Annotated in this window: 16 protein-coding genes; 4 read left to right on the forward strand and 12 right to left on the reverse strand. The window is 39.1% G+C overall.

The window, feature by feature from the left end:
* The 4 genes from rpsF to K0R93_RS17410 all read right to left on the reverse strand — a co-directional run.
* Positions 1 to 179, reverse strand: a 179-nt coding sequence (gene rpsF, locus K0R93_RS19220; RefSeq protein WP_300304283.1) for a 30S ribosomal protein S6, incomplete at its 3' end; no start/stop codon positions are given.
* A gap of 317 nt (positions 180 to 496) precedes the next feature.
* Complete coding sequence (locus K0R93_RS17400) at positions 497 to 1,684, reverse strand: aminotransferase-like domain-containing protein (RefSeq protein ID WP_300304071.1); 1,188 nt, start codon at positions 1,682 to 1,684, stop codon at positions 497 to 499.
* Positions 1,685 to 1,909: 225 nt separating this feature from the next.
* Positions 1,910 to 2,104 carry a DUF951 domain-containing protein gene (locus K0R93_RS17405; protein WP_300304074.1) on the reverse strand — a complete coding sequence of 65 codons (195 nt, stop codon included), beginning with the start codon at positions 2,102 to 2,104 and terminating at the stop codon, positions 1,910 to 1,912.
* A 107-nt stretch (positions 2,105 to 2,211) separates the two neighbouring features.
* A complete protein-coding gene (locus K0R93_RS17410; protein WP_300304077.1) occupies positions 2,212 to 3,621 on the reverse strand; it encodes a WG repeat-containing protein in 1,410 nt (469 codons plus the stop codon).
* Positions 3,622 to 3,821: 200 nt separating this feature from the next.
* On the opposite strand from K0R93_RS17410, the gene K0R93_RS17415 reads away from it, so the two are divergent.
* Positions 3,822 to 4,346 (forward strand): transposase, encoded by a 525-nt coding sequence (locus K0R93_RS17415; RefSeq protein ID WP_300304079.1) that lies wholly within the window; start codon positions 3,822 to 3,824, stop codon positions 4,344 to 4,346.
* A 23-nt stretch (positions 4,347 to 4,369) separates the two neighbouring features.
* On the forward strand, positions 4,370 to 4,792 hold the full coding sequence (locus tag K0R93_RS17420; RefSeq protein WP_300304082.1) for a cytidine deaminase: 423 nt from the start codon (positions 4,370 to 4,372) through the stop codon (positions 4,790 to 4,792).
* Positions 4,793 to 4,838: 46 nt separating this feature from the next.
* On the opposite strand, the gene K0R93_RS17425 is transcribed toward K0R93_RS17420, so the two are convergent.
* On the reverse strand, positions 4,839 to 7,118 hold the full coding sequence (locus tag K0R93_RS17425; protein ID WP_300304085.1) for an ATP-dependent Clp protease ATP-binding subunit: 2,280 nt from the start codon (positions 7,116 to 7,118) through the stop codon (positions 4,839 to 4,841).
* Between the two features lie 411 nt (positions 7,119 to 7,529).
* On the opposite strand from K0R93_RS17425, the gene K0R93_RS17430 reads away from it, so the two are divergent.
* Entirely contained in the window at positions 7,530 to 7,709 is a 180-nt protein-coding gene (locus K0R93_RS17430) for an aspartyl-phosphate phosphatase Spo0E family protein (protein WP_300304088.1), read from the forward strand.
* A gap of 187 nt (positions 7,710 to 7,896) precedes the next feature.
* Positions 7,897 to 8,142: a hypothetical protein gene (locus tag K0R93_RS17435; protein ID WP_300304091.1), complete on the forward strand. Its 246-nt coding sequence runs from the start codon at positions 7,897 to 7,899 to the stop codon at positions 8,140 to 8,142.
* A 147-nt stretch (positions 8,143 to 8,289) separates the two neighbouring features.
* On the opposite strand, the gene msrA is transcribed toward K0R93_RS17435, so the two are convergent.
* The 7 genes from msrA to K0R93_RS17470 form a co-directional block, all read right to left on the reverse strand.
* Positions 8,290 to 8,766: a peptide-methionine (S)-S-oxide reductase MsrA gene (msrA, locus tag K0R93_RS17440; RefSeq protein WP_300304093.1), complete on the reverse strand. Its 477-nt coding sequence runs from the start codon at positions 8,764 to 8,766 to the stop codon at positions 8,290 to 8,292.
* 91 nt (positions 8,767 to 8,857) lie between these two features.
* On the reverse strand, positions 8,858 to 9,928 hold the full coding sequence (locus tag K0R93_RS17445; protein ID WP_300304095.1) for a leucine-rich repeat domain-containing protein: 1,071 nt from the start codon (positions 9,926 to 9,928) through the stop codon (positions 8,858 to 8,860).
* Between the two features lie 113 nt (positions 9,929 to 10,041).
* Complete coding sequence (locus tag K0R93_RS17450; protein ID WP_300304098.1) at positions 10,042 to 10,716, reverse strand: YczE/YyaS/YitT family protein; 675 nt, start codon at positions 10,714 to 10,716, stop codon at positions 10,042 to 10,044.
* 87 nt (positions 10,717 to 10,803) lie between these two features.
* Positions 10,804 to 11,682: a mechanosensitive ion channel family protein gene (locus K0R93_RS17455; RefSeq protein WP_300304101.1), complete on the reverse strand. Its 879-nt coding sequence runs from the start codon at positions 11,680 to 11,682 to the stop codon at positions 10,804 to 10,806.
* Between the two features lie 19 nt (positions 11,683 to 11,701).
* A complete protein-coding gene (locus K0R93_RS17460; RefSeq protein ID WP_300304104.1) occupies positions 11,702 to 11,962 on the reverse strand; it encodes a DUF3343 domain-containing protein in 261 nt (86 codons plus the stop codon).
* A 9-nt stretch (positions 11,963 to 11,971) separates the two neighbouring features.
* Positions 11,972 to 12,559: a sulfurtransferase-like selenium metabolism protein YedF gene (gene yedF / locus K0R93_RS17465; protein ID WP_300304107.1), complete on the reverse strand. Its 588-nt coding sequence runs from the start codon at positions 12,557 to 12,559 to the stop codon at positions 11,972 to 11,974.
* A 111-nt stretch (positions 12,560 to 12,670) separates the two neighbouring features.
* Positions 12,671 to 13,372 carry a CvpA family protein gene (locus tag K0R93_RS17470; RefSeq protein WP_300304110.1) on the reverse strand — a complete coding sequence of 234 codons (702 nt, stop codon included), beginning with the start codon at positions 13,370 to 13,372 and terminating at the stop codon, positions 12,671 to 12,673.
* Positions 13,373 to 13,376: the final 4 nt, after the last annotated feature.

Consider the following 13,376-nt stretch of genomic DNA (forward strand, 5'->3'; position numbering starts at 1 on the left):
ACGTAGTAACCATCGTTCAATTTGTTGATTTCGTAAGCTAACTTTCTGTTACCCCACTCGTCAACGCTTGTGATCTGACCATCTGTTTCGATGATAGACTTGAACTTGTTGATTAACTCGTTTCTTTTCTCTTCTTCAAGGTTTGACTTTAATATGAACATCGTTTCATATTTTCTCATGTATTTTCCACCTCCCTATGGACTGATTCGGCCCTACTTTTCGTAGGACAGAGAGTATATACTCACGTCTTAGTATTATATCATCAGCATAGATAATATGCAAGGCTTTATTTGAATAAGCCAATTTTGTCATCTTCTCCAAAATCTCTTGATTCGCAATAGAAAAATATTGCGACGTAAGATCGAGATCAAGATTGTGAAAAGAATATTCGTAGGGAGCGGCCCCTGTGCCGTTCCGTTAGGTTGTTTCCCCGAGATAAACGGAAGGCCAGAGCTAAAAATGAAAGGCCGCACTTTATCCATGCGACCATAATAGCTTACTTATTTAATTCTTCCTTTAGCACTTCCGCTAATCTCTTTATGCCCTCTACAATCTTATCTTCAGGCATGTTGGAGTAGTTCATACGGAAAGTGTTTTCATGTCCTCCATTGGGGAAGAATGAACCCCCTGGTACAAAGGCCACATTTCTTTCCAATGCTTTTACCATAAGATCCCTAGCGTTTACATGCTCTGGTAACTCAACCCATGTAAACAGACCACCCTCTGGATAAGTGAACTTCACTTCTTTCGGGAATAGTTCCTTCATCGTATTTAACATCAAGTCACGGCGCTTTCTATAGATACTCTTGATCTTCTCCACATGCTCATCAAGGTTATACATATCTAAGAACGTATCTAATTCTCTTTGAGAGATGGAGCTTGCCTGAAGGTCAGCCCCTTGCTTCACAGTGATATATTTATTTAATATTTCTGGAGATGCAAACACCCAGCCAATTCTTAAGCCTGGACAGAAGGTCTTAGAGAAAGTTCCTAAATAGATTACTCTTCCCTCTGTATCAAAGGACTTAATAGATGGAGGAATTTCACCTTCGAATCTTAATTGTCCATATGGATTATCTTCAACGATTGGTAAATCATACTGATTTGCCAACTCAACCAAACGCTTACGTCTATCCACAGGCCAAGTCTTGCCTGTTGGATTTTGGAAATCTGGAATTACATAAATCATTCTCGCCTGAGGTGTATTTGCAAGTACCTTTTCCAATTCTTCCATGATCATACCATGGTCATCGGTTGGTACTTCCACAAATTCACATTCATATGCCTTAAATGCATTGAGTGCCCCCAAATAGCTTGGACTCTCACATACAACCACATCTCCAGGATTTAAGAAAATTTTTCCACTAAAGTCCAACCCTTGTTGAGAACCACTTGTAATAAGGATATCATCAGCTTCTGCTTGTATACCAAATATGTCCATACTTCTTGCAATTTTTTCTCTTAATGGCTGATGTCCCTCTGTCGTACTATATTGAAGTGCCTGTCTGCCTTGCTCCTCTAAAACCTTAATTGTCACTTTCTTCATTTCTTCAATAGGGAATAATTCTGGCGCTGGTAGCCCCCCTGCAAAGGAAATGATTTCTGGTCTTGTTGTCAGCTTTAATAACTCACGTATTTCAGAAGCTTTGATTCCCTCCATACGCTTTGCAAATTTAATTGCCATCTTCAAAGCACCTCCATCTAATATTTCTTTAGGAAAAGGTTTGCCCGACCAATTATCCACTTTTATTATATCACTAATTCCCTATTTTTCTAGAGGGTTTTTAAAATTTTTTTGTACCTATGCCACAAATTTTGTAAGAAAATTCTGTATTTTATTTACAGCCTTTCCATTGCTTGTACAGTTGTACATAACAATTTCCATGGCTGATCTTGGTAATATATGTAACTACGCTTCTTTTCTCTCGATGATTTTTTTAATTCTTTTCTCAAAGTCTACCCTGGCAATCCATACCTGTCGATCACAACCTACACAGCGGATACGAAAATCCATTCCTGTCCGAAGAATTTCGAATTTATTGCTACCACAGGGATGATTTTTCTTAACCTCTACCACATCGCCCAACCTCAAATCCATTGGCATAAAATCTCACCCTTTCATCTATCATCTTATAGATTGATATTATACTTTGTATATATTATCATATTTATCCTCCCTATGGGGAGCATGTAAACTTGGTTTTATTTTTCCTAAGGGATTAAAACCTTTCCAGTTTGATCAATATACATCCACCGTCCATCTGCCTTTACGGCTGCAAGGCCGTCATTGAATGGTATCATCTCGTCATAGATGGGTTCAATGATCTTTTTGCCAGAGGTATCAATCATACCATACTTCCCATTTTCTTTTACTAAAACCAATTCTCCTTCGTAAAAAAGTTCCATTTCCTCATACTTAGGCGGAACGATGATGGTTCCTTTATCGTCTATAATACCCCATAGATCCCCCAGTCTCATTTTTGTCAGACCTAGCTTGTCAAAGCAACCTATTTCATCATAGATGGGTTCTATGATATTCTTACCTGTTTTGTCTATATAACCCCATTTATAGTCTAGGTCTACTCGAATCAGACTATTACCTGCGTCCATTAACTCATTATACTTTGGCTCTATGACAATCTCCCCTAGCCTGTTGATGTACCCCCACTTTCCATCTACATTTACTTCACCCAAGCTATTCCTGAACCCTTGTGCCCAATTAAACTTTGCAGGAATAACCATCTTTCCTCCTTTATCAATATAGCCCCACTTTCCTTCCAATAAAACTGGTGCTAATCCTTCCTCGAATCCAGAGGTAAAGGTATAAATAGGCTTAATGAACAGTTTGCCTGATGTATCGATATATCCCCATTTCTTGCTGACCTCCACTGCCGCAAGTCCTTCACGAAAAGAATACAGCGTATCATACTTTGCTTCTATGACCATCTTGCCTGTCTGATCGATCATACCCTCTTTTCCATTAATCATTACTTGGGCCAGTCCATTTGAAAAACTGTTAACGCTCCCATAAATAGGCTCTATTTCCACATTTCCCGTAGTATCGATAAACCCCCATCTACTGCCAACCATAACCGCTGACAGTCCCTCTACAAAGGCGCTGGCCCTATTAAATTGAGGAGCTATTACGATCTTCTTACCTTTCATAAACCCGTATTTTCCCTTTAACTTAAAAGGACTAAGATCATCCGTATCGTAATTAAAATCATCATAGATGGGCTCCAATATATACTTGCCTTGACTGTCCACCAATCCATATTTCATCTTTTCCCGCACTTTAAATAGACCATCCCCATATGACCAAACGTCATCATACTTAGGTTCTATGATCATATTTCCCTTTTTATCAATACAGCCCCATTTTCCATCAATTTTAACAGGGACAAATGCTCCATAAAAATAAGATACATCATCATATTTGGGCTTGATGATAACCTTACCTGTTTTATCGATAAACCCATATTTCCCCTCGATCTTGACCCCAGCCAGTCCACTGGAGAACATTTTGGCATTCTCTAGTATAGGTGGTTCTACCCATTCTCTGATGAAGAAAACCGTAACCACAAGCAGCCCTATCAGCAAAATCCATCTTTCCTTCTTCATGTCTATCCCCCTTTAAATCAAAATCCCTATTTCACCTAATATTCTATATAAGTAGTATATCACCCTATTAAATATCCTGGTAATTATTTACCATTTTATCTGTAAAAGAATTCCATTACCTTGTATAATGGTATTAAGTTCATTCTTAAAGTCTTCTAGAGAGGTACCCGCATATTCTTTGATCAATAAGGAGTGTTCCCATGGATAACTTATCTCAAAGAAAACAATTACGTTTAAAAGATTATGATTATTCACAAGCTGGATGCTATTTTTTGACCATATGCACCAAGGATAAGAAGAATTACTTTGGTCATATCAAAGATGGAACTATGCAATTAAATAAATATGGAAAAATGATAGTCGATTGTATCTCTAAAATTCCACATCTGTACGCTGATACTACAATAGATTGTAAAGTTGTAATGCCCAATCATGTGCATTTCATCCTTACTGTAGGGGTTGCATATCATGCAACCCGCAATATGGCAGAAATGTCCACTCAGGAGAAGTCTAAAATGCTAATACCTAAAATTGTACAACAGTTTAAGACAGCAACTGTAAAATTGTCTAAAAGATTAGACGGGTTGCATACTATGCAACCCCTACAGTGGCAGCGGGGGTATTATGATCATATTATTCGTAGTGAAGAATCCTATCAGAAGATATGTGAATACATAGAAACCAATCCATTGAAGTGGGAGCTAGATCAATATTATATAGACTAATATTTTAAATTGGAGGTGCATATATGAACACTTTGCCAATCACAGCCCAGGATAAAGAACTAATCACAGCTGCCCAGGATATTATCAGCAGGCTGTATGTCCAAGATAAACACCATGTAGGGGCTGCCATAAGAACAAAGTCTGGAAAGATTATTACTGCTGTCCATGTAGAAGCTTACATCAGCAGAGTAACCGTTTGTGGGGAAGCCATTGCCATTGGCAAAGCTATATCCGAGGGAGAGAGAGAGTTTGACACTGTCGTTGCCGTAAGGCATCCCTATGGGGATGAGGAGGATAGAGAAATAAAAGTCGTTTCTCCCTGTGGTATGTGTAGAGAACTGCTCAGCGATTACGGCCCTGATATCAAAGTACTGATTCCTTATAATGGACAGATTGTAAAATGTGATATTTCAGAGCTACTCCCTTTGAAATATACGAGAGAATAAAAGTCCCCATGATGAATTAAAAATTCATCATGGGGACTTTCTTATCCTATTTTAAAACAATCTTTCCATCCTCTAGATCTACCTTTACATGATCGCCTTCTTTGAATCTGTTTCTCAGGTACTCTTCTGCGATCTCATCTTCAATATAACGCTGAATGGTCTTTCTTAATGGTCTTGCTCCATATTTTTCGTCATAGCCCTTTTCCAGAATAAATTCTTTCACCTTATCGGAAACCTCTATGGTCATGTCCTTCTCTCCAACCTCTTCCGCAACCTCTCTTAGCATGAGATCAACAATCTGTTGAAGCTCATCCTTAGATAGTTGGGTAAATACAATAATCTCATCGATTCTATTTAAAAACTCAGGTCTAAAGGTTTCCTTGATGGCATCCTTTACTCGACTCTCCATGGCATCATAACCGTCTTTGGTGAACCCCATACCGTGGGCTTTAAAATGAGTTCCTGCATTGGAGGTCATGATAATGACCGTATTGTCAAAATACACGGTTCTGCCTTGACTATCGGTAAGTCTTCCGTCCTCTAGGATTTGTAACAAAATATTGAATACATCGGGATGGGCCTTCTCGATCTCATCCAGCAGAATCACAGAGTAAGGCTTTCTTCTCACCTTTTCTGTCAGCTGTCCTCCTTGATCATATCCGATATACCCTGGAGGCGCGCCAATCAGCTTGGATACGGTATGCTTTTCCATATACTCCGACATATCCACCCGAATCATGGCCTCTTCACTGCCGAAAAGCTCCGTGGCCAAAGCCCGAACCAGTTCTGTTTTTCCTACACCAGTAGGTCCTACAAAAATAAAGGAGGAGGGTTTTCTCTTTTTTCTAAACCCTGAACGATTTCTTCGAATGGTTCTAGCTAAGCTTACAATGGCTTCATGCTGTCCAATGACCCGCTCATGGAGCTTATCTTCCAGAACAAGAAGCTTTTGGGCTTCTTTTTCGGTGATTCTCTGAACTGGAATCTTCGTCCAGGCTTCAATCACCCCTGCCACATCCTCTACAGTAATTTCCGCTTTGCTGGTATCCTCTTCGATTCCCTTAATCTTTTCCTGGAGGGTACACTCTTGTACTTTATACTGGGCAGCCTTTTCATAATCATTCACTCTAGCTGCTTCCTCAATTCTTTCTTGGAGATTAGAAAGTTCTTCCTTTAAGCGCTCCAGCTCCACCAGTCCTTGGTTCTTTAGATTGGCCTTAGAACCAGCTTCATCAATAACATCAATGGCCTTATCAGGCAAATATCGATCTGTAATATACCGCTCTGATAGCTTCGCCGCCATTTCAAGCACTTCATCAGAGATCTTCACCCTGTGATAATCTTCATAGTATCCCTTAATACCTTTTAAAATCTCAATAGTCTCCTCCACCGTTGGCTCATCAACCAATACAGGTTGAAATCTTCTCTCTAGGGCGGAATCTTTTTCAATATGCTTTCGATATTCTTCTAGAGTCGTTGCACCGATCACCTGAATCTCACCCTTAGCCAAGGCAGGCTTTAAGATATTGGCTGCATTCATAACCCCGCCATGAACTTCCCCTGCGCCCATAATGTTGTGAACTTCATCAATGACCAAAATCACATTACCGCACTCCTGGGCTTCAGTAATGATGGCCTTCATACGTCCTTCAAACTGCCCACGGAATTGTGTACCTGCCACAATAGCTGTTAAATCCAACAAATATACCTCAGCATCAAAAAGCTTCGCAGGGACTTGGCGTTCTGCTATACGTACCGCTAAACCTTCTGCAATGGCAGTCTTTCCTACACCAGGTTCTCCAATTAAGATTGGATTATTTTTGGTTCTTCTATTCAGGATCTGTACCACACGATCAATCTCTCTATTTCTTCCGATGATCCTGTCTACTTCATGGTTCTTGGCTTTGTTCGTTAAGTTCGTCCCATAGGTATCTAAATATTTCTTTTTTCCCTTTGACTTCTTACCCTTTCCTTTTGGATCTGGCTTCTCCTTTACTTCAGGACGTAAATCCTCATCCTCAAAGTCCTCTGCCTTACTACTGATTCCATCCGTAGAAGAAAGAGATCCATTAAAAAGGTCCATTAGGGCTGTATTTTCATCGAAATCTCCCGTATCTCCTTCATCTGTAGAATCCATCATTTGATCTGTAAGGCTTTCGATTTCTTCCCGTGACATCCCTGTTTGTTCCATCAGTTGATCAATCACAGGAATCCCCAATTTCTTCGCGCATTCTATACATAAACCCTTCATCTCTGTCTTGCCATGTTCAATCTTCGTAGCAAAAACAATCGCTATATTTTTATTGCACATTGAGCATTTTTTCACGTTTATCCTCTCCATATTTCTAGTATAATAAAACTCTATATATCATCATTATTTTTTTCTATTGAAATCATCCTATGGGATTGTATATTATTATAGCACACTTATACCCTTCTCAAAGGAATTTTCACCGCAAAATATCCGCCTCCTTCTTATAGTATGCTTTTTCCTAGATAGTATGTTATAGAGTCTTGCCAACGCTATGTTAAATAAAGCTTTTCCATGAATTCTATCCTATAAACCCTTACCTTCTTATGACAAAAAATTACTATAAATTTTTCATATAAAAAAAATTTTTTCTTGTTGTTTTGACAAATATTTTAGAATCAGCGTGGTATCATTAGTTATATTGATAAATATCGATAATTTTCTAAGGGCACTATTATAACAAAGGTCGAAAGGGAGATCAAAAAAGTGACATTATTACAATTAAAAGAACTTGAACATCAAATTGAAAAACTTAGGAAGCAATTATATGACCTAGTCGAACAAAGTCATAGTTTGATCTTGGAAGAAGTGGTAAGAGTAAGCCAGCAGCTCGATCAACTTTTGAATGAATACCATTGGAAAAAGACACAGGTTATTTATGCATAAACAACGCTATCTTTCTAAATAGGGAGATAGCTTTATTTTTTATTACGACACTCCCTCCTTATCTTCAGGTCTTTTCGTCTATATAATTCTGTCATTTTTACCATTGGATCGAATATATATTATTACATGGGCTTGTATCATCACCCTGCATGCCCCCATAATATGATGAAAAGAATGGAGGATTCCTATGGATAAACTTTATTATTGTTTAGATTGTAAGCGAATCTTTGCTGCATCCAATGGATGTAGTTATTGCAAATCTCAAAGTATCAAACCATTGGTAAAGAGTGCCCCTGTCAACGTCATCGGTACAAAAACCAAGGGCAATGTTCTAAAAACTAAAGGAGACATGGTTCAACTTCTCCTAGTGGATGAAAAAAACAACCGCTACATCAAAGAATTCCAAGCGGATCATATTAAGAAGGTATTATAAACCCAGAACAAAAACATTTCATGCTCTAAAATCTAAGGAAATGCTTTTGTTCTTCACAGGGAACTAATAGTTCCCTATGACGCTTCGCTGTAACCCTCCAATTATTGGACATACCTAGAAGGTCTATTTACTCCTAGGAGTTTTTATTTAGCTGTTAAGATCAATATGGCAGTATCCCCCTGGGTTCTTCTTTAGATATTTCTGATGATATTCCTCTGCCGGATAGAAGCATCTTAGGGGTTCAATTTCTGTTACAATAGGCTTTGTGTACTTCATTTGCTGGATTTCCTTGGTCTGTAAGATCACAGGCAGATCGCCCTCATCCAAAAAGTAGATCCCCGTCCGGTATTGTGATCCAATATCGGGACCCTGACGATTTAATACGGTAGGGTCTATGATTTTCCAAAATCGATTTAATAAGGTTTCTAAATCGATGACACATTCATCATATATTACACGGCAGACCTCCGTATGGCCCGTATCCCTTCTACATACCTGCTCATAGCTGGGGTTTTCTACATGGCCGTTGGCATAACCAACTTCCGTTTCTACCACACCTTCAACCCGTGCTAGATAGGCTTCTACTCCCCAAAAACAGCCCCCTGCCAATACAATTTCTTTCATAACTATCACCTCTATGCTAAATTTCATCTATCTAGCATATTTATACCCTTTTCTTTGTAAATTAAGTCATTTTTTGAGCAATGTCCTTTTTTCATTGAATCTTCGTTGGCTTTGGTCCTATGATAAGCTTTTTCACATTTGACATCTGGCGAAATGCTTCTACATTATTTACATCACTATTTCGAACATCCACAGCTTCTAAAGACTCTAGTTCTATAGTTTTATCTAGGTCCTCGATGGTACAGCTATCTATTTCTAGAGTTTTTAGACTCTTTAACTTTTCTATGCCTTTCATGCTCTTTACATGGCAGTTGTAAAACCTTACCTGCTCCACTTCTGCGAGTTCTTCTATTAAGGCTAAGTTTTCAAGGTAGCTGCCTTCTATCGTTAGGTTTTTTAATCTATTCATATTTTTTATTTGAACGTTAGAATCAACTTCACCAAAACCTACGGTTAAATCTTCTAATTTGTCTAATTTCTCTAGCATTGATAAATCTTTTATCCTTTCTCCTCGAATGTATAAACGCCTTAGCTTAGGCAATGAAGCAAGTCGGTACAAGCCCTCTATCCGCTCAACTTCCCAAATGCTTAAGGATTCTAGATTTTTCAAATACTCTATCCCCTCTAATTCATATACCTCATCCCTAGGCATTAAAGATAGTCTTCTTAGCTTTTCTAAATTCTCTGGAGTTATTTCTTGCACATCCCAGCCATCTTCTAATGTCGTTCTGATTTGCTTTTTTAAGTCAGGATCTTTTATTAATTGCGCTTCCCTTATATAGAAATGGGTAACCATCACCACTGGAAGGATTAGCAGCAAGGCCCCAATTTGCATCCATTTGCCTCTAATATTCGTTTCCTTTAATGCATTGTAAAGTCCCAACAACAGGAAAGAAAGCCCTAGAAGAATATTAAACGGAATATATAAGTAGGCTACGTCAGAAAAAATATAAATTGTAATAACAGTCATCAGTAGAACAATATCTACCCTATATAGTCGCTTTAAGACGATCAGATGACTAAGATATACACCCCAGTACAGCAGGATTCCTGCGGATCTCTCTATATTTTTATTGAGTAGATACAGTACCATGACAATAACACACCAACTTACATACAGCAGCTTTGCTTTTCTATAATCCTTCTTTTCTTCCTTTTCCAAGATGTCACCTCCACGCTTTAATATATTCCGCTATATTCCATTATTTTCCTCCTAGGCTACCCTATTTCAACCGAAAAAAATGTGACAGCGTATAACTCCCGTCACATTTTCATCTACTCAGCCGCAGAGCTGTTTTCCTTCTTCATCCTTTTTCCAATCCACCGTATGTCATCATCGATAAACCGATGCTGTACCTGCCCTACCTCAAACTTGAATAGTTTAAATGCGAACTGCACCATGTATCCTATGGCCAAGGCGGTGATCAAAGTCCCTACACCGATGAATCCTCCCATTAGGTAACCTACTGCCAGCACGCAGATTTCTATGGCATTTCGTATGAAGCGTACTGATTTTCCTGTCCTTTTTGTTAGGGCAACCATCAAACCATCCCTAGGCCCAGAGCCCAATCCTGCGCCGATATAGAAGATACTGGCAATGCCAATAATAAACATACCCACAAGCATCATCAAGAGACTTGGAATCACATGCTGAAAAGTTGGAATCAAGTGGTTCAACATGAGTACATCCATGAAAAGACCGATAAAAATCATATTGCTTATAGTTCCCCAGCCCAATCGTTCACCCAAGAAACTATCTACGATGATCAGTATCAACCCTATGCCAATGCTTGCCTGCCCCATGGTAATCCCTATGGTTTTAGAAAGCCCCTGATGAAAAACATCCCAGGGTGCAAGGCCTAGATTTGCATTGATGGTCATCACAATCCCTATGGCATAGAGAAACAGTCCTATAAATAATCTTCCAATGCGTAGTAAAGCTGCTTTCATATCTATCTCCTCCATCAATTTTCCTATATTGAACTCGCTATATTCTTATTATACAGGAAAACCCAAGGGATAACCCCCTGGGTTTTTTTATTTCTTCTCACTGGATTGGATAACCATCCTTCGCGGATAGGGGATCTCTATTCCCTTCTCATCCAATCTTTCTTTGATTTTCTTTCTTAACTCTCTCTCCACAGCCCACTGCTCCATGGGTTGGGTTTTGGCCATGACCGAGATGATCACGTCATACTCTCCCAGTCTTGTTACCCCTAGAACGGTAGGGCCTTCCATGATCTTGTCATTTTCTCGGGCAATTTCCTTACATACCTCATCCATCACACGGATGGCGTTATCAATATTTTCCTCATACGCTATCCCGATTTCTACCAATGCCCGCATATTGCCTCGGCACTTGTTGGTCACTTTATCAATAGAACCATTGGGGATAATATGGAGGTCTCCATTAAAATCTCGGATCTTCGTAACCCGCAGCGCCATTTCCTCTACTATTCCAGACTTACCGCCGGTTTCTATATAGTCCCCCACGTGGAATTGATCCTCAAAAAGGATAAAGAAGCCTGTGATTACATCCTTCACCAAGTTCTGGGCACCAAAACCAATGGCCAAGCCTCCAATTCCTGCCGCTGCAATCAGGGAAGATATATTTACACCGAGAATCTCCAAGATTGGGGTGAATGCCACAAAATAGATTGTATACCTTAGAATACTTTTGGTAACCCCTTTTAAGGTATTAAATCGCTTCTCTTCACCTACAATCTTAAACTTTTCTCGATTTTCAAAGAATTTATCTACCACCATATTCATAAATCGGATAGATATCATGGCAATCAAGAAAATGAATATGATTTTTATCAGTTTTCCTGCATAGGCTGCCAAATATTCAGGATGGCTATACAAAACAAACATTTCCCGAATCTGGTCTCTGAAACTCACATATGTGTTGTTCAAAGAAGTTCATCCCCCTCCGTTACAATACTTTTGTTACCTGCCTGCCATTCTCCAATTTTTCCACAAGGAAGACCTTATAGGTTCCTTGATCCTCCTCAAGGGTATCCATAATACTGTCAAAAATCGTCTTTGAAAACTTGATGGATAAACCGCAGCTGGCACTGATTTCTCTAGGGGTTGGAATCATTTCTATTTGAAATTTGCTTTTTAATAATTTTTCTGTCTTCATCGCATAATGGGTTGAATCAAAGGCGATCACATAAAATTCTTTCTCTATCATGGCTTCCCTCTAGATCTTTATTGTATTCTTGGCGTCATTCATCTTTTCGACGATGGTGTACATATTGGACACGCCGCCAACCAACAGCTTATTTTTCAAATTGAAATAATCTAAACATGTGCCACAGGAAAGAATTTCTACCCCTTCCCCCTCTAGCTGTCTTAAGTAATCAATGACCTCTGACCCCTCTGTCGTCAATCGAACACCAGAATTCACAAATAGCAGCGCCTTAGGGTACGGCTTACTCTCTGTCAATGTATAGATAAAACCCTTCATCAGTACCTTCCCTAATTCAAAGGATCCCTCACCCATGACTTCGCTGCCAATAAGCATAACCATATCCTTATGGTTGATGGGTTTCATTCCTTTTTCCTTAAGAACCCCTTCTTTATGGATATGGATATAGTAATCTCCCGCTTCTTCTTCTACATCGGTTTTATACGCCATACTTTGGGCCAGTTTCAGCACATTCTCTTTGGCTATCTCGTTATCTACGATGGTAATAATACTGCCTTCCTTCAATGTATCTAATACTTTCTTGGTTTCAATCACTGGCTTAGGACAGTTCATGCCCCTAGCATCTACCTGCTTTTCCAAGTTTCTTCCTCCCATTCTCTACTGGAATCAATCTAAGTTTATTATATCGGTAATTTCAGCTTCTATCCTATAGATATTTTTTATGGTATAGCCTATCGACATAAAAAATATCTATAGTTCTGCAATTCGCTCAAACATAGCAATAATGGGATTGTGATCATATAAATATTTTCCCAGAACTGCATCCTCTAATCCCTCAGTAAAGATGCTTTGCTTTGTCATGGCTGTAAAAGGCGTAATGAGGGTAAGAAAAATAAATACAATTAATAGACCTTTGGCCACACCTACTGACAAACCACCCAAATGATTAAAAGAATTTAATATGGGCAGAGAGGCAATGCCATGGAGAACATGGGCTATCAGATTTAACACCAGCTTCACTACCATAAACAAAATCAGTATACTAATGAGATCAATAAACATTCTCGTCAATACATCGGCGATATAGCTCTGAACACCTTCCATGGCTCTTGCACTGTAGTCCTGCATGGTTTCACTCTTCATCAGCAATTCCCCCAATGCTTTTGGGAGCTTTAATACTTCAAAAATATTCTGGTTCGATGCAGACTCCATCGCCGTTCCTTCCATGGCAGAAGCCGTTTCTACCTTCTCCCCTACCATCTCCTGCAAAAAGAGAAAAAACTTTGGATTTCTTAAAATATAGTCCGAGAGCACGGGGTGATAGGCTTTGGCAACAAAGCCTGCAACCAGAAACCCTACCATGCTAAAGGTTGTAAGAATAAATCCTCTTTGCCATCCTTGAATTCCATTTATCATCAGTATCACAATAATCACAACATCAATCCAACCCATTGCT

This window comes from Anaerosolibacter sp., assembly GCF_029240175.1.
Taxonomy (GTDB): domain Bacteria; phylum Bacillota; class Clostridia; order Peptostreptococcales; family Thermotaleaceae; genus Anaerosolibacter.

What these genes read in the sequence shown, in the direction of transcription:
- msrA (WP_300304093.1), bottom strand. Translation starts at nt 8,766, where the DNA reads ATGAAAGAAATTGTATTGGCAGGGGGCTGTTTTTGGGGAGTAGAAGCC.
- K0R93_RS17415 (WP_300304079.1), top strand. Translation starts at nt 3,822, where the DNA reads ATGGATAACTTATCTCAAAGAAAACAATTACGTTTAAAAGATTATGAT.
- K0R93_RS17410 (WP_300304077.1), bottom strand. Translation starts at nt 3,621, where the DNA reads ATGAAGAAGGAAAGATGGATTTTGCTGATAGGGCTGCTTGTGGTTACG.
- K0R93_RS17405 (WP_300304074.1), bottom strand. Translation starts at nt 2,104, where the DNA reads ATGCCAATGGATTTGAGGTTGGGCGATGTGGTAGAGGTTAAGAAAAAT.
- K0R93_RS17470 (WP_300304110.1), bottom strand. Translation starts at nt 13,372, where the DNA reads ATGGGTTGGATTGATGTTGTGATTATTGTGATACTGATGATAAATGGA.
- K0R93_RS17420 (WP_300304082.1), top strand. Translation starts at nt 4,370, where the DNA reads ATGAACACTTTGCCAATCACAGCCCAGGATAAAGAACTAATCACAGCT.
- K0R93_RS17460 (WP_300304104.1), bottom strand. Translation starts at nt 11,962, where the DNA reads ATGATAGAGAAAGAATTTTATGTGATCGCCTTTGATTCAACCCATTAT.
- K0R93_RS17435 (WP_300304091.1), top strand. Translation starts at nt 7,897, where the DNA reads ATGGATAAACTTTATTATTGTTTAGATTGTAAGCGAATCTTTGCTGCA.
- K0R93_RS17450 (WP_300304098.1), bottom strand. Translation starts at nt 10,716, where the DNA reads ATGAAAGCAGCTTTACTACGCATTGGAAGATTATTTATAGGACTGTTT.
- K0R93_RS17400 (WP_300304071.1), bottom strand. Translation starts at nt 1,684, where the DNA reads ATGGCAATTAAATTTGCAAAGCGTATGGAGGGAATCAAAGCTTCTGAA.